Genomic DNA, 26,414 nt, shown 5'->3' with positions numbered 1-26,414 from the left:
TCGACTGGACAGGGCCTGGGTGGCTCAGAGGACTCCGGCGTCGCGGGCGGACCAGACGGTCGGGTAGAGGGGCCGGAAGCCGAGGTCCCGGCGGATCCGCTCGGTGGACATGACCCCCAGCCACGGGTCGGGGTCGGTCCGGGTGTGCATGTCGGCGGGCAGCTCGGCGCCGTTGAGCCGGTGCAGCTCGACCGCCGTGACGGGGGCGTCGTCGGCGATGTTGTAGACCGGGCCGCTGACCGCCGGTGCGTACAGCAGGCGCAGCAGCCCCTGGGCGACGTCGGCGTGGTGGCCCATGTGCAGCCGCTGGGTGGACGCCCAGTGCGTGGCCCAGCGCAGGGACTGGGCGAGGTGCGGGTCGCCGTCTCCGTAGACGAAGGGGAGCCGGCCGACGCGCACCTCCATGCCCTCCAGCGCGAGCAGCTCCCGCTCGGCCGCCGCCTTGGACTCGGGATACGCGCCCCACATCGCGCCGCCGGGCCGGGTCTCGTCGTCCTCGGTCAGCGGGCGGCCCCGCCCGACGCCGTACACGAGACCCGTGCTGACCTGCACGAAGCGCCGCACGCGGGAGGCGAGCGCGGCGCGGCCCAGGGCCACTGCAGCGTCCCGGTTGACGGCCCACGCCTCCTCGTCCGGCACCCCGCGGAAGGACGCCGCGATGTTCACGACCGCGTCCACCCCGGCGAGCGCCTTGCCGAGCGTCTCCTCGTCCCGCAGATCGCCGACGGCGACCTGGGCGCCCAGGTCCGCGAAGGCCTCGCCGCGCGCCGTGTCCCGCACCAGGACCCGTACCTGCTCGCCCGGCTGCCGCTGGGCCAGCAGCCTCGGCACGAAGCGCCGGCCGACCTGTCCCGTGGTGCCCGTCACCAGTGTCAACATCTTCTGCTCCTCTCGACGTGGTGCCACCACTGTCGAACGGGGCCGCGAGAGGCGGAAGGGACCTCCCGATCAGGGGACTGGCACTCCCTGGATAATCCCTGCCTTCTGCTCCACCCTGAAGAGGTGAACCGAGCCGAACTCGCCGACTTCCTGCGCCGTGGCCGTGCCCGCCTGGACCCGACCGACGTGGGACTCGCGCCCGGCGCCCGCCGCCGCACCCCGGGCCTGCGGCGGGAGGAGGTGGCGTCGCTGGCGGGTATGTCGGTCGACTACTACACCCGGCTGGAACAGTGCCGGGGCCCGCGCCCCTCCCGCCAGATGCTCACGGCACTGGCCCGGGCGCTGCGCCTGACCGACGACGAACGGGACCACCTCTTCCACCTGGCGGGCGAGGAGCCGCCCCGCCGGGAGACGACCTCCCCCCATGTCCGGCCCGGGCTGCTGCTGGTCCTGGACCGGCTGCACGACGCGCCGGCGCTGGTGGTGACGGACTGCGGGGAGGTGCTGGCGCAGAACGCGCTGTCCAGGGCTCTCTCAGGAGACGCGCTGGCCCGCCCGGCGCGCGAACGCAACCTGGTCCGCCGCTTCTTCCTGGACCCGGCGGGACGCGAGCTCTTCCCTCCGGAGGACGTGGCGGACCACGCGCGTCAGCACGTGGCGAACCTGCGCGCGGTGGCCGCAGCCCGCCCCGACGACCCCGAACCGGCCGGGCTGGTGAACGAACTCCGCGGCGCCAGCGAGGAGTTCGCCCGCCTCTGGGACGAACACGAGGTGGCGGTACGGCGCGGCGCGACGAAGCGTTTCCGGCACCCGGTCGTGGGCCTCCTCGAACTCGACTGCGAGATCCTCCTGACCGACGACCACCGCCACCACCTCGTCCTCCACACGGCCCGCCCGGGCACGGAGTCGTACGAGCGGCTGCAGTTGCTGAGGGTGGTGGGCCTGCAGGACATGACCCCCCAGCGTGCCGCCGGTTAGAAACCGAGCCTGCGAAGCTGCTTCGGGTCGCGCTGCCAGTCCTTGGCGACCTTGACGTGCAGGTCGAGGAAGACCGGCGTGCCCAGCAGTGCCTCGATGTGCTTGCGGGACTTGATGCCGACCTCCTTCAGGCGCTTGCCCTTGGGGCCGATGATGATGCCCTTCTGGCTGGGGCGTTCGATGTAGACGTTGGCGTGGATGTCCAGGAGGGGACGGTCCGCGGGGCGGTCCTCGCGGGGGAGCATCTCCTCCACGACGACGGCGATGGAGTGCGGCAGCTCGTCCCGCACGCCCTCCAGCGCGGCCTCGCGGATCAGCTCGGCCACCATGACCTGCTCGGGCTCGTCGGTGAGGTCGCCCTCGGGGTAGAGGGCCGGGCCCTCCGGCAGGAGCGGGATCAGGAGGTCGGCCAGGAGGTCCACCTGCTTGGAGCCCACCGCCGACACCGGCACGATCTCCGCCCACTCGATGCCCAGCTCCTTGCCCAGCTGGTCGATCGCGATCAGCTGCTCGGCGAGGGCCTTGGAGTCGACCAGGTCGGTCTTGGTGACGATCGCGACCTTCGGGGTCTTCTTGATCCCGGCGAGTTCCTTGGCGATGAAGCGGTCGCCCGGACCGATCTTCTGGTCCGCCGGCAGACAGAAGCCGATCACGTCGACCTCGGCCCAGGTCGTACGGACCACGTCGTTCAGTCGCTCTCCGAGCAGCGTGCGCGGCTTGTGCAGGCCGGGGGTGTCGACCAGGATCAGCTGGGCGTCGGGCCGGTGCACGATGCCCCGGACCGTGTGCCGGGTGGTCTGCGGCCGGTTGGACGTGATCGCCACCTTCTGCCCGACCAGAGCGTTCGTGAGGGTGGACTTGCCCGCGTTGGGACGGCCCACGAAGCAGGCGAAGCCGGCGCGGTGGACGGCCTCGGCCGGCTGCTCGGATGACTGGGTACGAACGCTCATGCCGTTCATTGTCCCTGATCCACGAGCCCCGCCGTACCGTGAGGTTTCGGTAACCCTCAGGCAATGAAACGTCACGGAAACACACCCGTACGCAACCGGAAACGCTCACCGGTGACCCTCTGACGAGCCCGCCCACCCGTTGGAGACGCCCGTGACATTCGCCGCCGCGCACGTGAACACCGGCGACACCGCCTGGTTGCTCGCCGCGACCGCCCTCGTCCTGCTGATGACGCCGGGCCTGGCCCTGTTCTACGGCGGCATGGTCCGCACGAAGAGCGTCCTCAACATGCTGATGATGAGCTTCGTGTCGATCGCCCTGGTCACGGTGGTGTGGCTGGCGGCCGGCTACTCCCTCGCCTTCGGTGACGACATCGGCGGCGGGCTGATCGGCGGACTCGGCCACGCCGGAATGGCGCACCTCGGTCCGGCCAGCGTGCACGGCACCGTCCCCACCCTCCTCTTCGCCACCTTCCAGCTCACCTTCGCGATCATCACCGCCGCCCTGATCAGCGGTGCGGTCGTGGACCGCACGAACTTCTCGGCGTGGCTGGTCTTCGTCCCGGTCTGGACCCTCCTGGTATACGTTCCGATCACCCACTGGGTGTGGGGCCCGGGCGGCTGGATAGCCGGCACGCTCGGCGCGCTCGACTTCGCGGGCGGTCTGCCCGTCGAGATCACCTCCGGCGCCTCCGGGCTCGCCCTGTGCCTGGTCCTCGGGCCCCGGCTCGGGTTCAAGAAGGACGCCATGCGCCCGCACAACCTGCCCATGGTGATCCTCGGCGCCGGTCTGCTCTGGTTCGGCTGGTTCGGCTTCAACGCGGGCAGCGCGCTCGGCGCGAACGGCCTCGCCGCGGCCGCCTTCCTGAACACCCTGGCCGCCGGCTGCACCGGCCTGCTGGGCTGGCTCTTCGTCGAGCAGAGGCGCGACGGTCACGCCACCACCCTGGGCGCCGCCTCCGGAGCGGTCGCCGGCCTGGTCGCGATCACCCCGTCGTGCGGCACGGTCTCCCTGCTCGGCGCGCTGGTCGTCGGCCTCGCCGCCGGTGTCGTCTGCTCCTACGCCGTGAGCTGGAAGTTCAAGCTGAACTACGACGACTCCCTGGACGTCGTCGGCGTCCACCTGGTCGGCGGCGTCATCGGCACCCTGCTGATCGGCCTGTTCGCCGAGAAGGCGATGACCGGCGGCACGGAGGGCCTCTTCTACGGCGGCGGACTGGCCCCGCTCGGCAGGCAGACGCTCGCCGTGGTGGTCGTGGCCGTCTACGCCTTCGCGGTGACGCTCGGCCTCGGCAAGCTGCTCGACAAGGCGCTGGGCTTCCGCGCGAGCGAGGAGCAGGAGCACACCGGCCTGGACCTTACGGTGCACGCCGAGACGGCTTACGATCACGGGGTCCTGGGGCACGGCGCCCCGGTCGCCCACTCCGTCCTCCCCTCCGCTCAGAAGGTCAAGTCCCAGGCATGAAGCTCATCACCGCGATCGTCAAGCCGTACCGTCTGGACGAGGTCAAGACCGCCCTGCAGGAGCTGGGTGTGCACGGGCTGACCGTGACCGAGGCGAGCGGCTACGGCCGCCAGCGCGGCCACACCGAGGTGTACCGGGGTGCCGAGTACCGGGTCGACCTGGTGCCGAAGGTGCGCATCGAGGTCGTGGTCGAGGACGCGGACGCCGACGCCGTCATCGACGCGATCGTCAGGGCCGCGCAGACGGGGAAGATCGGGGACGGGAAGGTGTGGGCCGTGCCCGTGGAGACCGTCGTACGGGTGCGGACCGGCGAGCGCGGTCCGGACGCCCTCTGAGCCGGGGGCTGTCGTGGGGGGCGGATGGTACGTGCTCGTCGAGACGAACAACGGGTACAGCGACGACAATTGGCTCCTGAAGGACAAGGTGCATGTGGAGGGCGGCCGGGAACAGGCCCTGGCGCGTGCCGAGGAGTTGAGCCTCACGTACACGGATCGGCTCTCCCCCATCGGCTCCGGCTACGGCCGCCTCGTGTTCCGCGTCTCCGAGACGAGCTGGTTGCTGGAGATCACGGATTCGTGGTGGTTCACCAACTCCGACGAGGCCGTCACGCGAACGCAGTACGCCCGACTGACCGTCGCGCAGCTCATCTCCTCGACGGAGCCTCCTCCCGTCGAGCGCCCCGCGCCGAGGAAGGGGAGACTGCGCCGCGCCCTCGGCCGTGACTGACGGCCCGTGCCCGACGCGCCCTGACCAGCAGTGCTCCGGTCACCACTCCGGCCACGAACACGACCCCGGCGAGCAGCCACGGCAGCGCGAGGAAGGAGGCGCTCGCCGACTGCCGGGTGCCGGTGGCGCTCGCGGTCAACGTCACGTCCGCCCGGTCGAGTTGGGGCGCGCCGGACCAGGTCTCGGTGAGCCGGACCCGCTGCCCCGGCAGCAGCTCGGACGGCACCCGGGTCAGCTCGCGGTCGAGCAGAGTACGGCCGAACAGCCCGCGTGCCCTCAGCTCCACCTTGGGGTCGAGGGTGACGTTTCCGGTGTTGCGCAGGGTGTAGGAGACGGTCGCCGTGCCGGTGCCGAACCCCGGGATCAGGGGCTGGTGGTGGGTTATGTGCAGCTGCCCCACGGAGAGCGCGGGCAGCGTGGGCCCGCTGACCCGGAGGTAGACCCGCGCGCCGACGGCCCGCTGCACGCCGAGCGCGAGCCGCCCGCTGCCGGGGTCGACGCGCTCGTCCAGGGCGACGACGGCACCCGGGTGATCACCGGGCTGGGCACCCTGCGGGACGCGGAGGGTGAAGGGCACGGTGACGGTCGTATGGCCGGGCACGGTGACCCGGGACTTCGCGAGCCGGGCCCAGGCGCCCACCCCGAGCATGTGCTCCTTGACGGTCCGCACGGCGAAACCGCCGTCCCGGGCGGTGTTGTAGGCGTCGGCCGCGTAGAGGCGGAAGGTGAGCGGCCCGCCGGTCCTGTTCTTGACGGCGACCTTGTCGGTGAGGGTCTGGCCGGGGTCGGCGGAGAGGTAGAAGTAGGGCCGCGCGGCGATCTTCGAGGCGACCGGGTAGACGGACCAGCTGCCGTTGTCGGCGGCGTGGGCGGGCGTGGCCTGCCATGCCGGCATCAGGGCCAGGAGGAGGACGTACAGCTTGCGCATGGGTGCGGACCCCCCACGGACGGAAGACAGGGGCGGGAGACAGAGGAACGGGCGGGTGCGGACGCCCGCACGCTCAGGTGAGCGTCAGTGTGAGCACGCCGGAGTACGCGCCCGGAGGCGTGAACGCCGGTACGTCCAGGGAGAGTCCGGCGTCGACGGTGAACTCACCGCCGGTGAGCGTGCCGTCGGAGGTCGACGCGAGGGTCGCTCCCGAGGCGCCCACGGCGCCCGCCGAGCCGGCCTTGCAGGTGCTGGGGCTGCCCGCCTTGGTCGCGCACGCGGGGGTCCAGCTCAGTTTCCCGGCGTCGATCCTGCCGCCGGGACCGGCGAAGTCGGTGACCTTGCCGGTCAGGGACCAGCCCGCGGGCCCGCCGCGGAAGTCCTGCACGGTCACCGTCTGCAGCTTGCCGGTCGAGGCCCCGCCCTTGCCGAAGTCGACCGCCGACAGCGCGACGGAGTCCCCGGCCTGGGACATGGACAGCGTGCCCGCCTTGACGGTGGTGGTCAGCTTCTGGCTGCCGGGCGGAACCGGGGTGTTGTCGTTGACGACGTAAGCTGCGGGGCCCGCGCCCTTGTCCGCGCTCCAGGAGCCGCCCTCGTAGGCCACGATCCCGGTCGTCGTCTTGTCGTTGACGACGAGGGAACCGCTGAAGGAGCCCTGGGTGTTCGCTGTCACGGTCGCGGTGTCCGCGGTCTGGGTGCCCCCGGACCGTCCGGCCAGGATGACGGTGGCGCCCGGCGTGAAGTTGCTGCCGGTGACGGTCACACCGGCGCCCGGGTCTCCCGAGGCCGAACTCAGTGAGATGGTACGGGTGTTGGCCGGGGTCCCGGCGGTGGCGGTCACGGTCTGGGACACCGGGGCGGGCGGATTGGTGACCGTGCACGGCGTGTCCAGCTCCAGGATGTAGCTGGTGTGGATGTTGTAGTCGCCGGGCGAGAGGGTGATCTGCCCGGCCTTGGTGACGGTGAACGTGCCGGTCATGGAGAAGGACGGGAACGCGGCCTTCCCCGGCACCGGCGGGTTCTTCTTCGGCCCGGCGACGGTCACGTCCCCCGTCTGTGCGCCGCCGAGGGTCACCTTCCCGGTCGGGGTCATGATGTCGGCGGGCAGGGCCAGGTCGGTGGGGTTGCTGGCGGCGGCCGTGACCACGGCGTAGGTCACGGTGACGGTGTCGCCGACCTTGGGGCTGACGTTGTCCACCGACACGGCGGCGGTCGTGGTGCCGTCGATCGGCGGGATGCCCGCGACGGCGGGCGGGATGCAGTGCGTGGCGAAGTCCACGTTCGTGCCGGCGGCACCGGCCGGACAGGCCAGCGCGCCGCCCGCGGTGACCACGAGGGCGGTCGCCCCGAACAGGGACGCCCAGCGCCACCGTCGGGATCTTCGTGGTCTTGGGGGTGTCGAACCCATGGGGCCCCCTCCTGAGGGTTGCGGGCGCAGCGGCTCATCTGCGCCGACAGGGGGCATTGATGTGGAGCGGGGGTGAGAAGTCAATGGAGATGCCGCAGAAATCTGACGGATCATCAGTTTCTGCGGCATCCGGAACAGATCGCTCAGTTCAGTCAGTCGAAGACGAACGGGCCGGGTGACTGCTTGGCGGTCGCCGTGCAGGTGATGGTGATCCCGAAGACGGTCATCTTCAGCGAGCCGCCGTACGCCTCCAGGCTGTCACCGGAGGCCGCGGTGCCACTGAGCGGGCCGACGGTGACGGTGGAACCGGCCGCCATGGCCGGGTTCTTCTTGCCGCTGAAGACGCTGGTGCCGCCGCTGCCCTTCACGAGCGCGAGGGTGGACGAGACCGAGTCCTGGGACACCGCGACCGGCACGGTGATCGCTGAGGACGTGATCGTGATGGTGGCCGAGGTGCCGCTCTGGGTGGCCGTGAGCGTGGCCGCACCGCCGCCGTAGACACCGCAGTTCGCGTTGATGGTCGCCGACTGTGGGGTGACGGCGGCCGCGGAGGGTGCGAAGGCGAGTCCGGTGACCGCGAGGGCCCCGGCGGCCAGTGCCGCACCCGTTGCCGTGCGCTTGCCTCTCATGGGAATCCGCTTCCCTTTCGTGTGGGGAGTGCGATGTGGGGGGACTCCGACGGGCGGGGAGGCCCGGGCAGGCGGGTGCGGACACACTGCGCGGGCGGTGCGGATCTGACGGCCCGTCGGAAACGTACGGTTTTATTGATGCGCAGGGGCAGGGAGCCAACAAGGCTGAATTCCAGCCGACCTTTCGTTCGGCCGGTGCTTCGGTACGTCAGCCGGCGGAAACGGTGACCCGCACGACCCCGTCGAGCCCGGCCAGCAACACCGGCGTCCCCGCACCCCCCAGGTCGGCCACCGCGGCCAAGTCCTCGTCGGCCACGGACTCCGCGTCACTCACGACCGCCGCCGCCTCCAAGGTGCCCGCCCCCGACGCCACCGCCATGGCGACGGCGGTACGCAGCGCGCTCAGCCGCAGCGAGGGCAGCGAAACCGACCCGGCGACATACGTACGCCCCGTCTCGTCCCGTACCGCCGCCCCCTCCGGCACGCCGTTGCGGACCCGCACGGAACGGGCCAGGGTCACGATCTTGCGGTCCTCGGGGTCAAGCGCGTTGCTCTCGGTCATGCCCAGAGCATACGAAGCCACAGCCCGCCCACTCCGCCACGGGGTACCGCGTCACCCCGCCACGGGGTACATCGCGCCCCGGCGCCCCTCCGGAGAGGCCAGCCACTCCAGCTTCGCCGCGGTGTTCGCCTCGTCCAGCGGAGTGTGCAGCACGATCATCAGATCGGGCCGGGCCGGCACCTTCATCACCGTCGACTCCACGACCAGCAGCCCGGCCAGCGGATGGTCCAGCTCCTTGCGGATCTGCCCCTGGTCCTCGATGTCCCGCTCGGCCCACATCGCCCGGAACTCGGCGCTGGCCTCGCTCACCTCGGCGAGCACCGCCCGGAACCCCTCGTCCTCCGGCCGCGCCGCACACGCCGCCCGGAACTGCGCCACGACCGTACGCGCGTTCTGCTCCCAGCTGTGGCTGCGCGACCGGTAGAGCGCATCGGTGAAGAAGTCGACGAGACAGTTCTGTGTGATGTCCGGCCGCATGCCGAGCACGATCGCGGCCGCGTCGTTGTACATCACGCAGTTGTAGTACAGGTCCATGATGTGCGCCGGATACGGCATCCAGGTGTCGATCAGCCGCCGCAGCCCGTCGCACATGTCCCGCTTCTCCGGCGCCACTTCGGGCGCCGGCGGGTTCATCCCGGCCAGCAGGTACAGGTGCCGGCGCTCGGCGTCGCTCAGCCGCAGCACCCGGGCGACGGCGTCGAGCACCTGTGGGGAGACGGAGATCTCCCGCCCCTGCTCCAGCCACTGGTACCAGGAGGCGCCCACCCCGGCGAGCACCGCGACCTCCTCCCGGCGCAGTCCGGGCGTACGGCGCCGGCCGCCGCCGACGGGCAGTCCGGCCTCCTCGGGGCTGACCCGGGCCCGCCGGCTCATCAGGAACTCGCGCAGCTCGTTGCGCCGTTCGCTCTTCATCGCCCCCGCAGCAGGCACGTACCGCTCCTCCCCCGTCGTGTCTGGTGGTGCCACCACCACCATAAGTTCCGACTCCCCACCGGTATTCCGCTCGCCCGAAGCTCAGGACATGGCGATCGACACCACCACCCAGACCACCACCTCCACGGGCACACCGCTCGACACCCCCCGGCCGCCCCGGTTGTCGACGCGCGACAAGCTCGTCCTGTTCGTGCTGTGCGCGGCCCAGTTCATGGTCGCGCTGGACTTCTCCGTCCTGAACGTGGCCCTGCCCGAGCTCGGCACCGACCTCGGCATGAGCCGCTCGGCCCTGCAGTGGGCGGTCACCGCGTTCGCGCTGCCGTCCGGCGGCTTCCTGCTCCTCTTCGGCCGCATCGGCGACCTGTACGGCCGCCGCAAGCTGTTCCTGACCGGCCTGGCCCTGTTCGGCGCGGCCTCGCTGCTGGCGACCCTGGCCTGGGACCCGGCGTCCTTCCTCACCGCACGCGCGCTGCAGGGCCTCGGCGCGGCGGCGATCGTCCCGACGGGCATGTCCCTGCTGACCACCACCTTCCCGGAGGGCCCGGCCCGCGACCGCGCCCTCGGCATCTCCGGCACGCTGCTGTCGCTGGGCTTCACCATCGGCATGGTCGCGGGCGGTGTGCTGACGGACGCGCTCGGCTGGCGTTCCACGATGGCCCTGCTGTCGGTGTTCGCGCTGATCGTGCTGCCGCTGGCCCCGGGCCTGCTGCCGGAGTCGCGCACCCCGGAGCGCCCGCGTCTGGACGTGCCCGGCGCGGTCACCGTCACCACCGGCCTGCTGTCCCTGATCTACGCCCTGTCCACGGCCGCCGACCACGGCTTCGGCCGCCCGGACGTCCTCACCACCCTGGTCGCCGGCCTGCTCCTGCTGGCCGCGTTCACGGTCGTCGAATCCCGTACGACCGCCCCGCTCGTCTCCCTGCCCATGCTGCGCCGCCGCACGGTGGCCTGGGGCAACGTCGGCGGCCTGGTCACCTTCTCGATGATGTCGACGGTGATCTTCGTCCTGACCCTCTACCTGCAGGAGATCCTGCGCCTGTCGGCCTTCGAGACGGGCCTGGTCTTCGGCGTGCAGGGCGTGCTGTCGGCCGTCGCCGGCTCGCTCGCCCCGAAGGTGATCGGCCGCTTCGGCGCCCGCCGCACCCTGGTCGGCTCGCTGACCGGCCAGGGCGCGCTGATCGCGACGCTGCTCCTGCTGAACTCCCACGTCTGGTCGGTCTGGCTCGCCACGGCGGCGGTGTCCCTGGCCAGCATGTGCCACCTGGGCGCGATCATCTCGTACGGCCTGACCGTCACCTCCGGTGTCCCGGACGAGGAGCAGGGCCTGGCCACCGGTCTGGTGACCTCCACCCAGCAGGTCGGCATCACGGTCGGCATCCCGCTGCTGGGCGTCCTGGCCACCGCCTCCGGCGACCTGCTGACCGGCGTCCACACGGTCCTCGCCCTGGACGCCGCGATCGTCCTCGCCGCCGCGGTCCTGGTCGGACTGGGCCTGCGCGGGCGTCAGCCCAGGGTCTGAACGATCTCGCTCCGCGCGGCCGTGTGCACCACACGGCCGCGCGCACCGTTGACCAGCGGAAGGCAGGGGGCGACATGCCCGCACTCGACATCGGCGGCGATCGGCACCCCGAGCGCGCCGAGGGCGTCGAGCACGGCCTCGTGCTGGGTGAGGGTGCGGCCGGCGGGGGCGTGGGTGCGGCCGACGAGGACGGCGGCGGCACGGTCGAAGAAGCCGTTGAGGCGCATGCCGTGCAGGCTGCGGCAGATGGTGACCGCGTTGTCCTCGCAGGCCTCGACGTAGACGAGCAGCGGCTCACCGGCGGCGAAGGACGAGGTGTCCAGGTACGGCGTCCCCGCGAGGTTGGCGAGGGTCTCGATGCACCCGCCGATCAGCCGGCCCTCGACGTCCACGTCCCCGCTACCGTCGAGCCGGGTCCAGGTGCCCTCGGCGTCCAGGGTCAGGTCACGGATCTGCGGGTTCCGGGCCCAGTCGTCCCAGCCGCCGGACCGGTACCGGCCGGCGGTGTCTGACCGAACGGCTCCCCCTGCGGCGCGGCCACCGTGTCCAGCCAGGACAACAGCCCGTCCGGCGTCCGGTAGGGCATGTCCATGAGGTTGCTCCCGTGGACGGCGGCGACTGCCGTCAGCGGGGTGTGACGGTCGGCATGTCCGAGTAGCCGACGACCCAGGTCGGCTCGGCCCGCCGGATCGCCTCGAAGTCGAGCAGCGGCAGCAGATCGATCGCCGTCTCCCCGCCCCCTAGGGGTCCCCCAGGCCCTTTAAGGCACTTGGGGGAGGCACGACGGCGTGGATCCCCGGATCGGTCAGCATGCCGGTCAGCTCGGCCGCGCGCTCGACGGCCGGCGCGCTGAAGTGGGCCGAGCCGTCCATGCACCGGCCGACGACCACCTCGTACCCATGTGACTCGATCTCCCGCATCGCGACATCGAGCCGCCCCCGGAGTTCCGTGGCCACTCCGCTGGAGGGAGAGGTCACACCGACGCGGTCACCGGGGCGCAGGGGACGCGGACCTCTGATCGTCACACGGGGGTCCCACCGCGCGCCGATCGCCCCGGGCAACCGGATTTACGGCCGGTCCAGCCGCAACCGCTCCGCCCTCGGCAATCCGGCGACGACGAGGTCGTACGAGTCCTCGATCAGCTCTTTCACCAGCCGCTCGGGCAGCCCGCCGTCGACCGTGACGGTGTTCCAGTGCCGCTTGTTCATGTGATATCCGGGGATGATCAGGCCCTCGTGCTCCCCGCGCAGCCGGATCGCGTCCTCCGGGTCGCACTTGAGGTTGATCGTGAGAGGCCGCGCGTCCAGGTTCGTCAGGGCGAACATCTTGCCCAGCACCTTGAAGACCGAGATCTCGGGCCTGAACGGGAAGTCCTCCGCCGCGGCGTTGAAGGAGAGGCAGAAGGCGCGCAGCTTCTCGGGGGTCACTCGGGTTTCGCCTTCTCGGCTGCCGGCACGGGGACGGGTTCCACCAGGACCGTCACGATCTTGTTCCGGCGTCCGGCCGCGGCCTCCGCGGTCAGCTTCAGCCGGCGCTCGTCGGGCAGCTCGACCTCGGCGGACGCGCCCGCGATGGGCACCCGGCCGAGGGCCTTGGCGAGCAGTCCGCCGACGGTCTCCACGTCCTCGTCGTCGTACTCCTCCAGGCCGTACAGCTCGCCGAGGTCGGTGATGTCCAGGCGGGCGGTGACCCGGAAGCGGTCGTCGCCGAGGTCCTCGACCGGCGGGAGTTCCCGGTCATACTCGTCGGTGATCTCGCCGACGATCTCCTCGAGGATGTCCTCGATGGTGACGATGCCGGCGGTGCCGCCGTACTCGTCGATGACGACGGCGACGTGGTTGCGTTCCTTCTGCATCTCGCGCAGCAGGTCACCGGCGTTCTTGGTGTCCGGCACGAAGGCGGCCGGGCGCATGGCGGTGGAGACCAGGTCGCCCTCCGTCTCCCGGCTGATGTGCGTCTTGCGGACCAGGTCCTTCAGATAGACGATCCCGACGATGTCGTCCTCGCTCTCGCCGGTGACCGGGATCCGGGAGAACCCGGAGCGCAGGGCGAGGGTGAGGGCCTGCCGGATGGTCTTGAAGCGCTCGATGGTGACCAGGTCGGTGCGCGGCACCATGACCTCGCGGACGAGCGTGTCGCCCAGCTCGAAGACCGAGTGCACCATGCGGCGCTCCTCGTCCTCGATCAGCGACTCCTTCTCGGCGAGGTCGACCAGCGCGCGCAGCTCGGCCTCGGAGGCGAAGGGGCCGCGCCGGAAGCCCTTGCCCGGGGTGAGGGCGTTACCGATGAGGATGAGCAGGGACGGGATCGGGCCCATGATCCGGGCCAGCGGCAGCAGCACGTACGCCGCCGCGGTCGCGGTGTTGAGGGGGTGCTGGCGGCCGATGGTCCGCGGGGACACCCCCACGGCGACGTACGACACCAGGACCATGACCCCGATGGCGACCAGCAGGGCCTGCCAGGTGTCGGTGAAAGCCGCCAGGCAGGCGTAGGTCACCAGGGCCGCGGCCGCCATCTCGCAGGCGACGCGGACCAGCAGGGCCACGTTCAGATAGCGGGTGGGGTCGGCGGCGACCTGGGCCAGCCGGGCGCTGCCGCGGCGGCCGGACTTGACGGCCTCCTCGGCCCGGAAACTGGAGATCCGGGCGAGGCCCGCCTCCGCGCAGGCGGCGAGCCAGGCGACGACGACCAGCGCGATCGCGCCGATCACGATCTGCGGAGACATACGGCCCGCTTACGAGACGGTCGGCGCCGGGGACGGCCCGGTCAGCCCGCGCTCGGCGCGCCATCCGTCCACGATGGCGGCCTGGAGCCCGAACATCTCGGCCTTCTCATCCGGCTCCTCGTGGTCGTATCCCAGCAGATGCAGCACCCCGTGCACGGTGAGCAGCTGGAGCTCTTCGTCCATGGAGTGCTGCGTCGGGGCCTCCGCCCCCTGCTTGGCGGCGACCTCCGGGCACAGCACGATGTCGCCGAGCAGCCCCTGCGGCGGCTCGTCGTCGTCCTTGGCCGGCGGCCGCAGCTCGTCCATCGGGAACGACATGACATCGGTCGGACCCGGCAGGTCCATCCACTGGATGTGCAGCTGCTCCATGGCGTCGGCGTCCACGACGATCACCGAGAGCTCGGAGAGCGGGTGGATGCGCATCCGCGCGAGTGCATAGCGGGCGATGTCGAGGATCGCCTGCTCGTCGACCTCGGTACCGGACTCGTTGTTGACGTCGATCGACATGGTCGTGCTGGTCTACTTCCCCTTGGGAGCCTTGGCGCCGGTCCTGCCGCGGCCGCCCTTGTGGGTGCCGTTCTCGGTGCCGTGCTGGCTGTCGTACAACTCGTACGCGTCGACGATACGGCCCACCAGCTTGTGCCGTACGACATCGTGGGACGACAGCCGGGAGAAGTGGACGTCCTCGACGCCCTCCAGGATCTCCTGCACCTGCCGCAGACCGCTCTTGGTGCCGTTCGGCAGGTCGACCTGCGTCACGTCACCGGTGATCACGATCTTCGAGTCGAAGCCGAGGCGGGTGAGGAACATCTTCATCTGCTCGGGGCTCGTGTTCTGCGCCTCGTCGAGAATGATGAAGGCGTCGTTCAGAGTCCGGCCACGCATGTACGCGAGCGGCGCGACCTCGATCGTCCCCGCCGCCATCAGCCGCGGGATGGAGTCCGGGTCGAGCATGTCGTGCAGCGCGTCGTACAGCGGACGCAGGTAGGGATCGATCTTCTCGTACAGCGTGCCGGGCAGGAACCCGAGCCGCTCCCCCGCCTCCACCGCCGGCCGGGTGAGAATGATCCGGTTGACCTGCTTGGACTGCAGGGCCTGTACGGCCTTGGCCATGGCCAGGTAGGTCTTGCCGGTACCGGCGGGTCCGATGCCGAAGACGATCGTGTGCTTGTCGATCGCGTCGACGTACCGCTTCTGGTTGAGGGTCTTCGGGCGGATGGTCCGGCCCCGCGAGGACAGGATGTTCTGCGTCAGCACCTGCGCCGGGGTCTCGGGCCCGTCGCTCGTCCCGTTCTCGCTCGCCTTGAGCATGGCGATCGAGCGTTCCACTGCGTCCTCCGTCATCGGCTGCCCGGTGCGGAGCACCAGCATCATCTCGTCGAACACGCGCGAAATGAGAGCGACGTCGGCGGGGTCGCCGACCGCGCTGATCTCATTGCCCCGGACGTGTATGTCGGCCGCCGGGAAGGCCCTCTCGATCACACGCAGAAGGGAGTCGCCAGAACCCAGCACGGTCACCATGGGGTGCTGGGCGGGGACGGTCAACTGCGCTCTCGCCTGCTCCTGCGCGGGGGTGGTGTGAGCTGTGGGTGTCTGTGTCATGGGCCGGCTCTGAAGGCCTGCGCTTCCTCCTCGTCACGGCCGCGTAGCTGAGGGCGGCCTCGCGATTCAAGAGTACGACGGTGCACAGACAAGCCCGTAGGGCTTTTACACGGCCTCCTCCTCAGCCGACCTGACCACCGCCGGCCCCACAGGGGGCACATCTCAACCGCCCGAGCCGCACCCACCCCGCCGGGGGCCACGCCCCAGGCACCCGAGCCAGACCCACTCCCGCCCGCCCCGCCGGGGCCCACATCTCAACCACCCGAGCCGGACCGGCCGGGGACGACCACTTCCCACCCGACCGAGCCGAAACCCCCAGGGCGCCACTTCCCAGCCGACCAAGACGTCCCCACCCCCGCCCGCCCCCGCCACGAGCCACTTCCCAACCGCCTGAGCCAGCCCCCCCGGGGGGCCACTTCCCAGCCGGCCGAGCCGGACTCACCCACGCCCCCGCCGGGGCACTCCTCAACCGCCCGAGCCAAACCCGCCGGGGACGACCACTCCCCAGCCGACCGAACCGAAACCGCCAGGGGGCCACTTCACGGCCGGCCGAGACGTCCCCGCCGCGAGCCACTTCCCAACAGCCTGAGCCGAACCCCCCCCGGGGGCCACTTCACAGCCGGCCAAGACGGGTGGGTGGGCAAGCGGGGGTCCGGGGGGCTCAGCCCCCGGGGTGGTCAGCTGGACCGGCGGAAGCCGATCGTGGGCACTGCGCGGCGCAACGGCCACGGCCGGTCCAGTTCCTCCGGAACCAGCGCGTCCAGGAAGCCGTACCGGCGAAGCGCCGTCGGCTCCTGCCCCGGCACGGACTGCACCCGGCGCCACCACGCCCCGATCTCCGACCACCCCGGCGCCGACAAGGACCCCCCGAACTCCTGCACGGACAGCGCGGCGGTGAGCCCCGCGAAGGCCAGCCGGTCCGCCAGCGGCCACCCCGCCAGGGACCCCGTCACGAACCCGGCGACGAACACGTCCCCGGCCCCCGTCGGATCCAGCGCCTCCACGGCGATCGCCGGCACCTCCGCCGCCTCCCCCGTCCGCCGGTCCACGGCGTACGCCCCCTCCGAGCCCAGGGTCACCACAGCCACCGGCACGTACTCGGTCAAGGCATGCGCGGCGAGCCGCGGACAGTCGGCCCCGGTGTACCGCTTCGCCTCCTCCGCGTTCGGCAGAAACGCCTCGCAGTGCTCCAGATCGGCGAGCCCGGCGAGATCCCACGCCCCGGTCTCGTCCCAGCCGACGTCGGCGAAGATCCGGGTCCCCTTCCGCGCGGCCTGCGCGATCCACGGCGCGGGCGCACCCGGCGTCAGGGAGGCCACGGCAGCACGCGCACGGGGCGGGCAGTCCGCGGCCCGCTCCTGGATGAGCACGGCCTCCGGCGGCGGCTCGTGCCCGTGGGACACCATCGTCCGCTCACCCTCGTACGCCATGGACACCGTCACCGGCGAGTGCCAGCCGGGCACGGTCCGCGACCTCGACAGATCGATGCCCTCGCCCTGTTCGAGCGCGTCCCAGCAGTACTCGCCGTAGTGGTCGTCCCCGAAGGCCGCCGCCAGGGAGGTCTTCAGACCGAGCCGGGCCAGGGCCGTGGCCATGTTGGCGACCCCACCGGGGCTGGACCCCATGCCCCGGGCCCAGGACTCGGTGCCGCGCACGGGCGCCGAGTCCAGACCGGTGAAGATGATGTCGAGGAAGACCGTGCCCGTCAGATAGACGTCCCAGGGCGGGTCCCCGGGCCCGCGCAGCACGGCGAGCGGGTCGACCTGGGCCTGACAGCGCGCGGCCGGGGTGAGGTGTTCCGGTTCCTCTCCGGTGATCCTGTGCGACGGGGTCACGGTGCGCTCCCTGGCATGGTGCGGATCTGGCCAGTGTGCACCAATCAGCCCGTCGCACAGGGTGTTACCAGCGGGGCATCACCGGTTGCCGCCAGCCCGGTTCGGCCACCCGCATCGCGGCCGCGTCGTCGCGGTCCCGCAGCGAGCCGTCGTCCTCGGCCCACCGCCGGTGCAGCCGGTCCAGTTCGTCCCGGTCGAGCTCGACCCCGAGGCCGGGGGCGTCGGAGACCTCGACCCTCCCGCCCCGGAACGCCGGCCGTACGGTGAGGACGTCCTCGGACTGCCAGGGGTAGTGGGAGTCGCACGCGTGGTGAAGCCCGGGGACCGTGGCCGCGACCTGGGTCATCGCCGCGAGGCTGATGCCCAGATGGGTGTTGGAGTGCATGGACACCCCGACTCCGAAGGCGGCGCAGATCGCGGCGAGCCGCTGGGTGTTGCGCAGCCCGCCCCAGTAGTGGTGGTCGGAGAGCACGACCTGCACGGCGTCGCGCGTGAACGCCTCCTTGATCTCCCCGAAGGTGGTCACGCACATGTTGGTGGCGAGCGGCACGTCGGTCCCGGCGGACACCTCGGCCATCGCGGGCGTGCCCAGCGTCGGGTCCTCTAGGTACTCCAGGACGTCCCCGAGTTCCTTCGCCACCTTCAGCGAGGTCTCGACCGACCAGGCACCGTTGGGGTCGAGGCGCAGCGGATGGCCGGGGAAGGCCTCGGCGAGGGCCCGTACGGCCGCGATCTCCTCGTCGGGCGGGAAGACACCGCCCTTGAGCTTGAAGGACGTGAAGCCGTGCCGCTCCTTGAACTTCCGCGCCTGCTCCACGACCCCGGCCGGATCGAGCGCGGCGCCCCACTCGTCCGGTTCGGCCGGCACGCCCTCCGGATGCCGGGCCCACTTGTAGAACAGGTAGGCGCTGTACTCGACGGCGTCCCGCACCTTGCCGCCGAGCAGCGCGTGCACGGGCAGCCCGAGTGCCTTGCCCTGGGCGTCCAGACAGGCGACCTCGAAGGCGGACAGCACCGACAGCCGGAGCTTGTCGGCGCTCTGCACGCCGCGCAACCCGCCGGCGTCCACCTGTTCCCGGACCCGGGATTCGTCCACGCCGAGGTCGATCCCGAAGAGACTGTTCACATCCATGACCGAGCGCCCGGTGAGCCGTTCGGCCGTCGGGCGGGCCAGTTCCAGGTACTTGGTGTCGCCGTAGGTCTCGCCGAGCCCGGTGATCCCGTCGGCGGTGACGATCTCCACGATCAGCCGCGGGGTGTACGGCTGGTGGACGCCCTGGGTGTTGAGCAGCGGCGGGTCGGCGACCAGGATCGGCGTCAGCCGCACCTCGGCGATGGTCAGGTCACGGGTCACAGGGAGGCTCCTACGAGGTCGAGTCCGGCGGTGAGCAGGGCCTTGAGGTCGGCGAGGTCGGCGGGCGCGGGGTCGGTGAGCGGGGCGCGCACGGGTCCGACGCGCTGTCCGCGCAGCCGGGCCGCCGCCTTCACCAGGGACACGGCGTATCCGGGTGCGCGGTCGCGCAGTTCCACGAACGGCACGTAGAAGTCCCGCAGCAGCTTGTCGACGGTCCCGTGGTCGGCGTCCCGCAGGGCGGTGAAGAAGCCACCGGCGATCTCGGGGGCGAAGGCGTGCACGGCGGAGGAGTAGGCGGGGACGCCGACGGTGGCGTATGCGCGGGCCTGGATCTCGGCGGTGGCGGCGCCGTTGAAGAAGAGGAAGCCGTCGGGGGCGGCGAGGGTGAGGCGCTGGAGCCGGTCGAGGTCGCTGTGGCCGTCCTTGAGGCCGATGACGTTCGGGATGCGCGTGATGCGCTTCAACGCATCGGCGGTGTAGGCGACTTGGCCGCGCTGGTAGGCGATCAGCGGCAGCCGGGCGCGTTCGGCGAGCCGCTCCAGCTGGGCGGCGAGGCCGGCCTGCGGGGCGTCGACCAGGTAGTGCGGCAGCACGAGCAGGGCGTCGGCGCCGGCGTCCTCGGCAATCCGCGCGAACCGGGCGGCCTGCGCCCAGCCGTACCCGGTCCCGGCCACGACCGGCACGCGCCCGGCGGCCTCCTCGACGGTGATGGCGACGACGGTCCGGTACTCCTCCTCGTCCAGTGAGAAGAACTCCCCGGTGCCGCAGGCCGGGAAGACGGCGCCGGGCCCGGCGGCGAGCCGGCCGGCGACATGGGCGCGGAAGCCGTCGGGGTCGAGGGAGCCGTCGTCGTGGAACGCGGTGAGCGGGAAGGACAGCACCCCGCGCGCCATCCCCTCCCGCAGCCGCCGCGCCACACCCTCGGGACTCGGATCGCCGCCCACCTGACCATCTCCCCTTATGAATGATGTCCACATATGAGAACGAGCGTAGCTCCTCCTACCCGGGCCCACCCCCAGCAAACCGAAAAGTGACACAGATCGCACCGCCCGTGCTTCTTCCGGAAACCGCGTGCTTGATACAACTTGCTCGCGGGTTCCTGTCCATCGACGGTCGCCGCCCCTCCCCCTTCTTCGAGCCCTTCCTTTCGCCTGCCTGGGAACGCCCGTGTCCGCCCCCCGCCGCCCCCTGCCCTGGTCCCTCGTCGCCCTTTTCACGGCCGGGTATCTCGCGCCCTATCTGCTGCCGACCACCGTCGGCCGGCTCGATTCCGCGCTTCCGCTCAACCCCACGCAGGCCGGGGCCATCGGCAGTGCCCTGCTGCTGAGTTCGGCGACGGCGGGCTTCCTGCTGGCCTCCCGGGTCGACCGCATCGGCCCCCGCAGGCTCGCCCGGCTCGGCCTCGCGCTCGCCGTCCTCGGCTACGGCGGTGCCTCCCTCACCGCCTTCGTACCGGCCGTCGTGGCGGGCGCGGTCATCGGCGGATTCGGGTCCGGCACGGTCACGGCGGTCGCCGCGAGCGGCATCGCCGCCCACCGGGACCCGCACCGGGTCACCACCCTCGGCCTGCTCGGCGTCTCCGCCCTCGCCGGTGCCCTGTACCTGACGATTCCCCACCTCGGCCCCGGCCACGGCCTGCCGCTGCTCGCCATCGCGCTGACGGCACTCGCGGTCCTCCCGCTCACCGGCCGCCTGTCCGGTCATACCGCACCGGCCCGTACGGCCGTCGCGCACGGCCGGCTCCCCCGCCTCCGCGCCGGGCTGCTGCTGGCCGCCGCCATGCCCTGCTGGTCCCTCGCCCAGAACGCCCTGTGGGGCGTCAGCGGCCGGATCGGACTCGACCAGGCCCACCTCACCGAGGTCACCGTCGGCGCGGTGTTCGCGGTCGCGCTCGGCGCCGGACTCGTCGGGGTCGTCGGCGCGGGCGCGCTCGGCCCCCGGCTGGGCCAGGCGGTGCCCATCGGCGCCGGTACGGCACTGATCGCGGGCTGTATCGCGCTCAGCGCGTCCGCGACCGACCTCACGGCCTTCGCGGCGGGCGAGATCTCCTGGAACCTGCTCTACCCGGTCGTCCTGTCGTACGTCATCGGCCTCGCCGCCTCACTCGACCCGCGCGGCCGCTGGGCGGTCCTGGTCGGCTCGGCGGCGTCACTGGGGACGGCGGCGGGACCGCTGACGGGGAGTGTGCTGGCGGCAGGAGCGGGCTTCCCGGTGATGGGCAAGCTGCTCGGCACCGGGCTGCTGCTGATCGCCGTGCCGATGACGGCCGTGGCGCTGCGGGCGGGCAGGCGGCCCCTGCCGGTCGTGGAAGTGCCGGTGGAGTCGCCCGCCGTGCCCGCCCAGCCGGCCTACGACACCGCGTCGCCGAACTCGTACGCGTCGACCTCGGCGATGTAGCGGGCCCGCCGCTCCTCGTCGTCCTCCAGGAACGAGGCGAGGAAGGAGTTGCGGGCCAGCTCGCGCAGCCGGTCCTCGGTCAGGCCCAGGGTCTGGCGTACGGCCGCGAAGTTGTCGCCGGCGTACCCGCCGAAGTACGCGGGGTCGTCGGAGTTGACCGTGCACAGCAGGCCGGCGTCCAGCATGGCCGGCAGCGGGTGGTCGGCCAGCGTGTCGACGGTGCGCAGGCGGACGTTGGACAGCGGGCACAGGGTGAGCGGGATCCGCGCCCGCACCAGCCGCTCGACCAGCGCCGGGTCCTCCATGCAGCGCAGCCCGTGGTCGACACGCTCGACGCCGAGCACGTCCAGGGCCTCGCCGATGTACTCCGGCGGCCCCTCCTCACCGGCGTGCGCGACGCGGCGCAGTCCGAGCGCGGCGGCCGCCTCGTACACCTCCCGGAACTTCACCGGCGGATGCCCGACCTCGGCGGAGTCCAGGCCGACCCCGGTGATCCGGTCCAGGTACGGCCTGGCGGCCTGAAGGGTCTCCATGGCCGACTCGGCGGACTCGTCCCGCAGGAAGCAGAGGATCAGCCTGGTGGAGATGCCGTGGTTCCGCTCGCTGCTGCCCAGCGCCCGCCACAGCCCCCCCACGACCGTGCCCATGGACAAGCCCCGGGCCATGTGCGCCTGCGGGTCGAAGAAGATCTCCGCGTGCCGCACGCCCTGCGCGGCGGCCCGGGCCAGATACGCGTCGGCCAGGTCGGCGAAGTCCTGCTCGGCGCGCAGGACGGCCATCAGCTCGTAGTACAGGTTCAGGAAGGACTGGAGGTCCTCGAACTGGTAGGCCTTGCGGAGCTCGTCGGTGTCCGCGTACGGCAGGGTCACGCCGTTGCGCGCGGCGAGCTCGAACGCGAGCTCCGGCTCCAGGGTGCCTTCGATGTGGAGGTGCAGTTCTGCTTTCGGGAGGGGCATCAAAGCATCGTACGGATCTTCTATCGCCGTTTCGGAACCGCCACCCGCTGCAGGTCGTGCGCCACGGTCAGCTCGCCCTCGAAGCCGGCCGCCCGCGCCTGCCGCTCGAACTCCTCCGGTTCGGTGTAGCGCTGGCTGAAGTGGGTGAGGACGAGGTGCCGTACGCCAGCCTCCCGGGCGACGGCGGCGGCCTGCCCGGCGGTCAGGTGACCGTGCTCCACGGCCAGTTCGATGTCCTCGTCCAGGAAGGTCGACTCGATGACGAGCAGGTCGCAGCCCTCCGCGAGCGCGTGCACGCCGTCGCACAGCCGGGTGTCCATGACGAACGCGAACCGCTGCCCGCGCCGCACCTCGCTGACGTCCTCCAGCGCGACCTCCCCCAGCCGGCCCTCGCGCTGCAGCCGGCCGACGTCCGGGCCCTTGATCCCGTGCGCGGCGAGCCGGTCGGGCAGCATGCGGCGGCCGTCGGGCTCGATCAGCCGGTAGCCGTATGACTCCACCGGGTGCGACAGCCTGCGGGCCTCCAGGGTGTACGACGGGGTCACCGCGAGGATGCCGTCGGCGGCGACCGGAGCCTCGGTGATGCCGACCGTCTCCCGGTAGGCCGTGGCGTACCGCAGGCGGTCGAAGAAGCGCTGCCCGGAGCGCGGGTAGTGCGCGGTGACCTCGTGCGGCACCTGGTCCAGGTTGATCCGCTGGATGACGCCGGCGAGGCCGAGGGAGTGATCGCCGTGGAAGTGGGTGACGCAGACCCGGTTCAGGTCGTGGGCGGCGACCCCGGCGCGCACCATCTGCCGCTGGGTGCCCTCGCCGGGGTCGAACAGGATGCCCTCGCCGTCCCACCGCAGCAGATAGCCGTTGTGGTTGCGGTGCCGGGTCGGGACCTGGCTGGCGGTGCCGAGGACCACCAATTCACGTACGGACACGGTGACGTGTTCGCTTTATCCGGGGGGCCACTGCATGCCGCGGCCGCCGAGGACGTGCGCGTGGGCGTGCCAGACGGTCTGGCCGGCGCCGCTGCCGGTGTTGAAGACGGTCCGGTAGCTCTCGAGCTTCTCCTCGTCGGCCACGGCCTGGGTTTCGGCGAGGACGTCGGCGGCGAGTTGCGGTGCCTCGACGCCGAGGACGGCGGCGCTCTTGTAGTGGGCCTTGGGGATCACCAGGATGTGGGTGGGAGCCTGGGGGTTTATGTCCCGGAAGGCGACGGTGGTGTCTGTCTCGCGGACGATCGTCGCCGGGATCGTACCCGCGACGATCTTGCAGAACAGGCAGTCGTCCTGCGGTTCTCCCGCCATGCGGGTCCTCCTCGCGCTGGTGATCGATACCGGTGCATCGTAGTCGCATCAGGTCGGCATTCCCGGCGGTGTTTTCGCGGGCCGTTCCTCCAGTGCCTGCAGCGCGAGCCGGATCGCCTCGTCGAGCTGGGTGTCGCGGTCCTCCGCCCAGTCCTGGGGCCTCTGTACGACCTCCACATCCGGGTCCACCCCGTGGTTCTCCACATCCCAGCCCACCCCCTCCAGCCACATCGCGTACTTCGGCTGGGTGATCAGGGTGCCGTCGACCAGGTGGTAGCGGCTGTCGATGCCGATGACGCCGCCCCAGGTGCGGGTGCCGACGACCGGGCCGATGCCGAGGGCCTTGATCGCCGCGTTGACGATGTCGCCGTCGGAGCCGGAGAACTCGTTGGCGACGGCGACGACCGGGCCGCGCGGGGCGTCGAGGGGGTAGCTGGTGGGGCGCATGCCGCGCGGGAGGTCCCAGCCGATGATGCGGCGGGCCAGTTTCTCGACGACCAGCTGGGAGGTGTGGCCGCCGCGGTTCTCGCGGACGTCGACCACGAGTCCTTCGCGGGCCACCTCCACCCGCAGGTCCCGGTGGATCTGCGCCCAGCCGGGGGCCTGCATGTCGGGGACGTGGAGGTAGCCGAGCCGGCCGTCGGAGGCGGCGTGGACGTGGGCGCGACGGTCGGCCACCCAGGCGTGGTAGCGCAGGGGTTCCTCGTCGGCGGTCGGGATGACGACGGTGTGCCGGGGTTCGCCGCCGCCCGCCGGGGAGACGGTCAGCTCCACCGGATGGCCCGCCGTGCCGACGAGCAACGGGCCCGGTCCCGTCATCGGGTCGACCGAGTGGCCGGCGACGGCGATGATCGCGTCTCCGGGGCGTACGGCGACGCCGGGTGCGGCGAGCGGGGAGCGGGCGTCCGGGTCGGAGGTCTCCGAGGGCAGGATGCGGTCGATGCGCCAACTGCCGTCCGGGTGGCGGGAGATGTCCGCGCCGAGCAGCCCGTGCCGGGGGCCGCCGCCACGACCGCCGGAGGGGATGACGTAGGCGTGCGAGGTGCCGAGTTCGCCGTGCAGCTCCCACAGCAGGTCGACGAGGTCGCTGTGGGTGGCGATCCGGGCCAGCAGGGGACGGTAGCGGGCGAGGACGCCGGTCCAGTCGACGCCGCCGAGGTCGGGCCGCCAGAAGTGGTCGCGCATCAGGCGGCCGGTCTCGTCGTACATCTGCCGCCACTCGGCCGCCGGGTCGAGGGTCTGCCGGACGCGGGCGAGGTCGACGGTGACGCTGGTGTCGCCGTCGTCGTCGGTGCCGGTGCGGCGGTCGCTGGGGACGACCCGGAGCCGGTCGTCGCTCCACAGCAGCACGCGTTTGCCGTCGCCGCTGACCTCGAAGTGGTCGGCGTCGGAGGCCAGGTGTTCCAGGCGCCGCTGGGCCAGGTCGTAGCGCTCCAGCTCGGTGTGCGGGTCGGGGTCCTCGGGGTGGGCACGGGCGGTGCCGAGGACGCCGCGCACGGGGTGGCGCAGCCAGAGCACGCCGTCCTTGGCGGCGCGCAGGGTGGAGTAGCGGCCGGCCTCGACCGGGAAGGGGACGATCCGGTCGGCGAGGCCTTCGAGGTCGATGCGGGTGGCGGGGGTGCCCTCGCTGTCGGGGGTCTCGTCCTTGTCCGGCGTCTCGAAGGCACGGCCGTGGCGCTGCGGGCCGAAGGGCGAGGGTGTGGTGGCGGCGAGGGTGATCAGGTGCGGGCGGGCGCCGACCACGAAGGCGAGGTCGAAGACGTGCTCGTCGTAGACCGGGTCGAAGGCGCGGTTGGAGAGGAAGGCGAGGTGTTTGCCGTCGAGGGTGAAGGCGGGGGCGTAGTCCTGGAAGCGCAGGGGGGTCGCCTCGGTGACCGACAGGTCGGTGGTGTGGGCGATGCGCAGTTGGGAGAGCGGGCGCGGGCCGGGGTGGGCCCAGGCGAGCCAGGCGGAGTCGGGTGAGAAGGCGAGGCCGGAGACCTCGCCGTCGTCGCTGCTGTCGACCTCGCGGACCTCGCCGGTCTCGCGTTCGACGAGCAGCAGCCTGCCGTCGTGCGCGGCCACGGCGGCCCGGCTGCCGTCGGGGGCCATGGCCAGCTCCAGGACCCGGCCGAGCTGCCCGGCGGCGAGCCGGCGCGGGGGCGCGCCGGGCACCGTCCCGGTCGCCGGGGCGAACTCCAGGGCGTCGTCGCCCTCCGCGTCCGTCACCCACACCACCCACTCCTCGCCCTCGGCGCGGAAGACGCGCGGCATCCGGGCACGGACGCCGGGGTTCGCGGCGAGGGCGCGGGCGGGCCCGGAGCGGTGGGTGACCCAGTGGATCCCGCCGCGCACGCAGACGGCGCTGCCACGCGCGGTGTGGTCCGGGGACGCCTCGCCGAACCAGCGGGCGGCGTTCACCGGACGGGGCCGCAGATCGATCCGGGGTCCGCCGAGGCGCACGTCCAGCCGGCGCGGCTCGGCGCCCTCCAGGTCGTCCAGCAGCCACACTTCACCGGCACTGCTGTAGACGACCCGGGTGCCGTCACCGGAGGCGTGCCGGGCGTAGAAGCCGTCGAGGGGGGTGTGGCGGCGCAGGTCGGAGCCGTCGGCGAGGGAGGAGTACAGGGCGCCGGTGCCCTCGTGGTCGGAGAGGAAGGCGATCCGGTCCCCGGCCCACACCGGGCACTCGATGTTCCCGTCGACGTCCTCGTGCAGCCGGACGAACTCCCCGTTCCCCTCCCGGTCGATCCACAACTTGCCCGCCGTGCCGCCCCGGTAGCGCTTCCAGTGGGCGGCCTCGCGGCCCATCGGCGCGGACAGCAGCACGGTGGCGGGGCCGACGGCCACATCGCCGACCGGGCCGTACGGCAGGGTCTCGGCGGGTCCGCCGTCCAGCGGGACGGCGTACGCCCAGCTGTGGCGGAAGCTGTGCCGGCCGTGCGCGCCGAGCGCGAGCACCCGCCCGTCGGCGGTCCAGCCGCGCACCTCGGTGCGGCGGTTGCCCCAGTAGGTCAGCCGGTCAGCGGGGCCGCCGTCGACGGGGGCGACATGGATCTCGGGCGCGCCGTCACGGTTGGAGGTCCAGGCGAGGTGCCGTCCGTCCGGCGATATCCGGGGCATGGTGACCGGCATGTTGTCGGCGCTGACCCGCCAGGCCCGACCACCGTCGAGCGGCGCGAGCCAGACGTCGTCCTCGGCGACGAAGGCCACCAAGTCGTCGTGTACATGGGGGAATCGGAGATAGGCGGAGGACGTCGTGGTCACCGTCGAAGCACCCTGGGTCACCCCGTC

24 protein-coding genes and 1 pseudogene are annotated in these 26,414 nt (G+C 72.0%); 6 read left to right on the top strand and 19 right to left on the bottom strand.

Annotated elements, in window-relative coordinates; translation table 11 throughout:
* Positions 1–24 precede the first annotated feature (24 nt).
* The gene (locus tag AB0M27_RS24145) at positions 25–879 is read right to left on the bottom strand and encodes an NAD(P)-dependent oxidoreductase (RefSeq protein WP_365723935.1); all 855 of its coding nucleotides are present in this window, start codon (positions 877–879) and stop codon (positions 25–27) included.
* 123 nt (positions 880–1,002) lie between these two features.
* Here AB0M27_RS24145 and AB0M27_RS24140 point away from each other — a divergent pair, with 123 nt between their 5' ends.
* Complete coding sequence (locus tag AB0M27_RS24140; RefSeq protein WP_365723934.1) at positions 1,003–1,857, top strand: helix-turn-helix transcriptional regulator; 855 nt, start codon at positions 1,003–1,005, stop codon at positions 1,855–1,857.
* On the opposite strand, the gene era is transcribed toward AB0M27_RS24140, so the two are convergent.
* Positions 1,854–2,807, bottom strand: a complete 954-nt coding sequence (era, locus tag AB0M27_RS24135) for a GTPase Era (protein ID WP_365723933.1) — start codon at positions 2,805–2,807, stop codon at positions 1,854–1,856. The two genes, AB0M27_RS24140 and era, sit on opposite strands and share 4 nt — an antisense overlap.
* A gap of 151 nt (positions 2,808–2,958) precedes the next feature.
* On the opposite strand from era, the gene AB0M27_RS24130 reads away from it, so the two are divergent.
* Genes AB0M27_RS24130 through AB0M27_RS24120 form a run of 3 tightly spaced genes read left to right on the top strand, consistent with a single transcriptional unit; the run spans position 2,959 to position 4,995 of the window.
* A complete protein-coding gene (locus AB0M27_RS24130) occupies positions 2,959–4,269 on the top strand; it encodes an ammonium transporter (protein ID WP_365723932.1) in 1,311 nt (436 codons plus the stop codon).
* On the top strand, positions 4,266–4,604 hold the full coding sequence (locus AB0M27_RS24125) for a P-II family nitrogen regulator (protein WP_365723931.1): 339 nt from the start codon (positions 4,266–4,268) through the stop codon (positions 4,602–4,604). Before AB0M27_RS24130 ends, AB0M27_RS24125 begins: the two co-directional genes overlap by 4 nt.
* 31 nt (positions 4,605–4,635) lie before the next feature.
* The gene (locus tag AB0M27_RS24120) at positions 4,636–4,995 is read left to right on the top strand and encodes a hypothetical protein (RefSeq protein WP_365723930.1); all 360 of its coding nucleotides are present in this window, start codon (positions 4,636–4,638) and stop codon (positions 4,993–4,995) included.
* Here AB0M27_RS24120 and AB0M27_RS24115 read toward each other — a convergent pair.
* From AB0M27_RS24115 to AB0M27_RS24095, 5 genes are all read right to left on the bottom strand, one after another.
* Positions 4,913–5,923 carry a DUF916 domain-containing protein gene (locus tag AB0M27_RS24115; RefSeq protein WP_365723929.1) on the bottom strand — a complete coding sequence of 337 codons (1,011 nt, stop codon included), beginning with the start codon at positions 5,921–5,923 and terminating at the stop codon, positions 4,913–4,915. The two genes, AB0M27_RS24120 and AB0M27_RS24115, sit on opposite strands and share 83 nt — an antisense overlap.
* Positions 5,924–5,996: 73 nt before the next feature.
* Positions 5,997–7,334, bottom strand: coding sequence for a beta-xylosidase (locus tag AB0M27_RS24110; RefSeq protein WP_365723928.1), 1,338 nt, complete (start codon positions 7,332–7,334; stop codon positions 5,997–5,999).
* Between the two features lie 152 nt (positions 7,335–7,486).
* On the bottom strand, positions 7,487–7,963 hold the full coding sequence (locus AB0M27_RS24105; RefSeq protein WP_365723927.1) for a hypothetical protein: 477 nt from the start codon (positions 7,961–7,963) through the stop codon (positions 7,487–7,489).
* A 208-nt stretch (positions 7,964–8,171) separates the two neighbouring features.
* Positions 8,172–8,525: a cytidine deaminase gene (locus AB0M27_RS24100; RefSeq protein ID WP_365723926.1), complete on the bottom strand. Its 354-nt coding sequence runs from the start codon at positions 8,523–8,525 to the stop codon at positions 8,172–8,174.
* A gap of 51 nt (positions 8,526–8,576) precedes the next feature.
* A complete protein-coding gene (locus AB0M27_RS24095) occupies positions 8,577–9,437 on the bottom strand; it encodes a helix-turn-helix transcriptional regulator (RefSeq protein WP_365723949.1) in 861 nt (286 codons plus the stop codon).
* A gap of 109 nt (positions 9,438–9,546) precedes the next feature.
* On the opposite strand from AB0M27_RS24095, the gene AB0M27_RS24090 reads away from it, so the two are divergent.
* Positions 9,547–10,977, top strand: a complete 1,431-nt coding sequence (locus AB0M27_RS24090; RefSeq protein ID WP_365723925.1) for an MFS transporter — start codon at positions 9,547–9,549, stop codon at positions 10,975–10,977.
* Here the strand turns inward: AB0M27_RS24090 and AB0M27_RS24085 are convergent.
* The 8 genes and pseudogenes from AB0M27_RS24085 to AB0M27_RS24050 all read right to left on the bottom strand — a co-directional run bounded on the left by AB0M27_RS24085 (position 10,962) and on the right by AB0M27_RS24050 (position 19,386).
* A pseudogene (locus tag AB0M27_RS24085) lies at positions 10,962–11,954 on the bottom strand (S66 peptidase family protein). The gene AB0M27_RS24090 and the pseudogene AB0M27_RS24085 overlap by 16 nt on opposite strands.
* A gap of 90 nt (positions 11,955–12,044) precedes the next feature.
* Entirely contained in the window at positions 12,045–12,404 is a 360-nt protein-coding gene (locus AB0M27_RS24080) for an MmcQ/YjbR family DNA-binding protein (RefSeq protein WP_365723924.1), read from the bottom strand.
* A complete protein-coding gene (locus tag AB0M27_RS24075) occupies positions 12,401–13,702 on the bottom strand; it encodes a hemolysin family protein (protein ID WP_365723923.1) in 1,302 nt (433 codons plus the stop codon). Before AB0M27_RS24075 ends, AB0M27_RS24080 begins: the two co-directional genes overlap by 4 nt.
* A gap of 9 nt (positions 13,703–13,711) precedes the next feature.
* A complete protein-coding gene (ybeY, locus tag AB0M27_RS24070; RefSeq protein ID WP_365723922.1) occupies positions 13,712–14,209 on the bottom strand; it encodes an rRNA maturation RNase YbeY in 498 nt (165 codons plus the stop codon).
* A gap of 12 nt (positions 14,210–14,221) precedes the next feature.
* Positions 14,222–15,304, bottom strand: a complete 1,083-nt coding sequence (locus tag AB0M27_RS24065; protein WP_365723921.1) for a PhoH family protein — start codon at positions 15,302–15,304, stop codon at positions 14,222–14,224.
* Positions 15,305–15,981: 677 nt separating this feature from the next.
* Positions 15,982–17,121 (bottom strand): PfkB family carbohydrate kinase, encoded by a 1,140-nt coding sequence (locus AB0M27_RS24060; protein WP_365723948.1) that lies wholly within the window; start codon positions 17,119–17,121, stop codon positions 15,982–15,984.
* 82 nt (positions 17,122–17,203) lie between these two features.
* Positions 17,204–18,493 carry a glucarate dehydratase family protein gene (locus AB0M27_RS24055; RefSeq protein WP_365723920.1) on the bottom strand — a complete coding sequence of 430 codons (1,290 nt, stop codon included), beginning with the start codon at positions 18,491–18,493 and terminating at the stop codon, positions 17,204–17,206.
* A complete protein-coding gene (locus AB0M27_RS24050) occupies positions 18,490–19,386 on the bottom strand; it encodes a 5-dehydro-4-deoxyglucarate dehydratase (RefSeq protein ID WP_365723947.1) in 897 nt (298 codons plus the stop codon). Before AB0M27_RS24050 ends, AB0M27_RS24055 begins: the two co-directional genes overlap by 4 nt.
* Positions 19,387–19,660: 274 nt before the next feature.
* On the opposite strand from AB0M27_RS24050, the gene AB0M27_RS24045 reads away from it, so the two are divergent.
* Positions 19,661–20,890 carry an MFS transporter gene (locus tag AB0M27_RS24045; protein WP_365723919.1) on the top strand — a complete coding sequence of 410 codons (1,230 nt, stop codon included), beginning with the start codon at positions 19,661–19,663 and terminating at the stop codon, positions 20,888–20,890.
* Here AB0M27_RS24045 and AB0M27_RS24040 read toward each other — a convergent pair.
* The 4 genes from AB0M27_RS24040 to AB0M27_RS24025 are packed head-to-tail and all read right to left on the bottom strand — an operon-like array spanning position 20,842 to position 26,408.
* On the bottom strand, positions 20,842–21,846 hold the full coding sequence (locus AB0M27_RS24040; protein ID WP_365723918.1) for an adenosine deaminase: 1,005 nt from the start codon (positions 21,844–21,846) through the stop codon (positions 20,842–20,844). The genes AB0M27_RS24045 and AB0M27_RS24040 overlap by 49 nt on opposite strands.
* A gap of 20 nt (positions 21,847–21,866) precedes the next feature.
* On the bottom strand, positions 21,867–22,772 hold the full coding sequence (locus AB0M27_RS24035; protein ID WP_365723917.1) for a ribonuclease Z: 906 nt from the start codon (positions 22,770–22,772) through the stop codon (positions 21,867–21,869).
* 15 nt (positions 22,773–22,787) lie between these two features.
* Positions 22,788–23,141, bottom strand: coding sequence for a histidine triad nucleotide-binding protein (locus AB0M27_RS24030; RefSeq protein WP_365723916.1), 354 nt, complete (start codon positions 23,139–23,141; stop codon positions 22,788–22,790).
* A 48-nt stretch (positions 23,142–23,189) separates the two neighbouring features.
* On the bottom strand, positions 23,190–26,408 hold the full coding sequence (locus AB0M27_RS24025) for a S41 family peptidase (protein ID WP_365723915.1): 3,219 nt from the start codon (positions 26,406–26,408) through the stop codon (positions 23,190–23,192).
* Positions 26,409–26,414 lie beyond the last annotated feature (6 nt).

Origin of the sequence: Streptomyces sp. NPDC052107 (assembly GCF_040680215.1) — a bacterium.
GTDB lineage: Bacteria > Actinomycetota > Actinomycetes > Streptomycetales > Streptomycetaceae > Streptomyces.
This window is presented reverse-complemented; position numbering and strand designations above follow the sequence as displayed.

Bases quoted from the DNA above. Each gene is read 5' to 3' on its own strand.
- AB0M27_RS24145 (WP_365723935.1), bottom strand. From the start codon at position 879: ATGTTGACACTGGTGACGGGCACCACGGGACAGGTCGGCCGGCGCTTC.
- era (WP_365723933.1), bottom strand. From the start codon at position 2,807: ATGAGCGTTCGTACCCAGTCATCCGAGCAGCCGGCCGAGGCCGTCCAC.
- AB0M27_RS24125 (WP_365723931.1), top strand. From the start codon at position 4,266: ATGAAGCTCATCACCGCGATCGTCAAGCCGTACCGTCTGGACGAGGTC.
- AB0M27_RS24115 (WP_365723929.1), bottom strand. From the start codon at position 5,923: ATGCGCAAGCTGTACGTCCTCCTCCTGGCCCTGATGCCGGCATGGCAG.
- AB0M27_RS24110 (WP_365723928.1), bottom strand. From the start codon at position 7,334: ATGGGTTCGACACCCCCAAGACCACGAAGATCCCGACGGTGGCGCTGG.
- AB0M27_RS24105 (WP_365723927.1), bottom strand. From the start codon at position 7,963: ATGAGAGGCAAGCGCACGGCAACGGGTGCGGCACTGGCCGCCGGGGCC.
- AB0M27_RS24100 (WP_365723926.1), bottom strand. From the start codon at position 8,525: ATGACCGAGAGCAACGCGCTTGACCCCGAGGACCGCAAGATCGTGACC.
- AB0M27_RS24095 (WP_365723949.1), bottom strand. From the start codon at position 9,437: ATGAAGAGCGAACGGCGCAACGAGCTGCGCGAGTTCCTGATGAGCCGG.
- AB0M27_RS24090 (WP_365723925.1), top strand. From the start codon at position 9,547: ATGGCGATCGACACCACCACCCAGACCACCACCTCCACGGGCACACCG.
- AB0M27_RS24075 (WP_365723923.1), bottom strand. From the start codon at position 13,702: ATGTCTCCGCAGATCGTGATCGGCGCGATCGCGCTGGTCGTCGTCGCC.
- ybeY (WP_365723922.1), bottom strand. From the start codon at position 14,209: ATGTCGATCGACGTCAACAACGAGTCCGGTACCGAGGTCGACGAGCAG.
- AB0M27_RS24065 (WP_365723921.1), bottom strand. From the start codon at position 15,304: ATGACACAGACACCCACAGCTCACACCACCCCCGCGCAGGAGCAGGCG.
- AB0M27_RS24050 (WP_365723947.1), bottom strand. From the start codon at position 19,386: ATGGCGCGCGGGGTGCTGTCCTTCCCGCTCACCGCGTTCCACGACGAC.
- AB0M27_RS24040 (WP_365723918.1), bottom strand. From the start codon at position 21,846: ATGCCCCTCCCGAAAGCAGAACTGCACCTCCACATCGAAGGCACCCTG.
- AB0M27_RS24030 (WP_365723916.1), bottom strand. From the start codon at position 23,141: ATGGCGGGAGAACCGCAGGACGACTGCCTGTTCTGCAAGATCGTCGCG.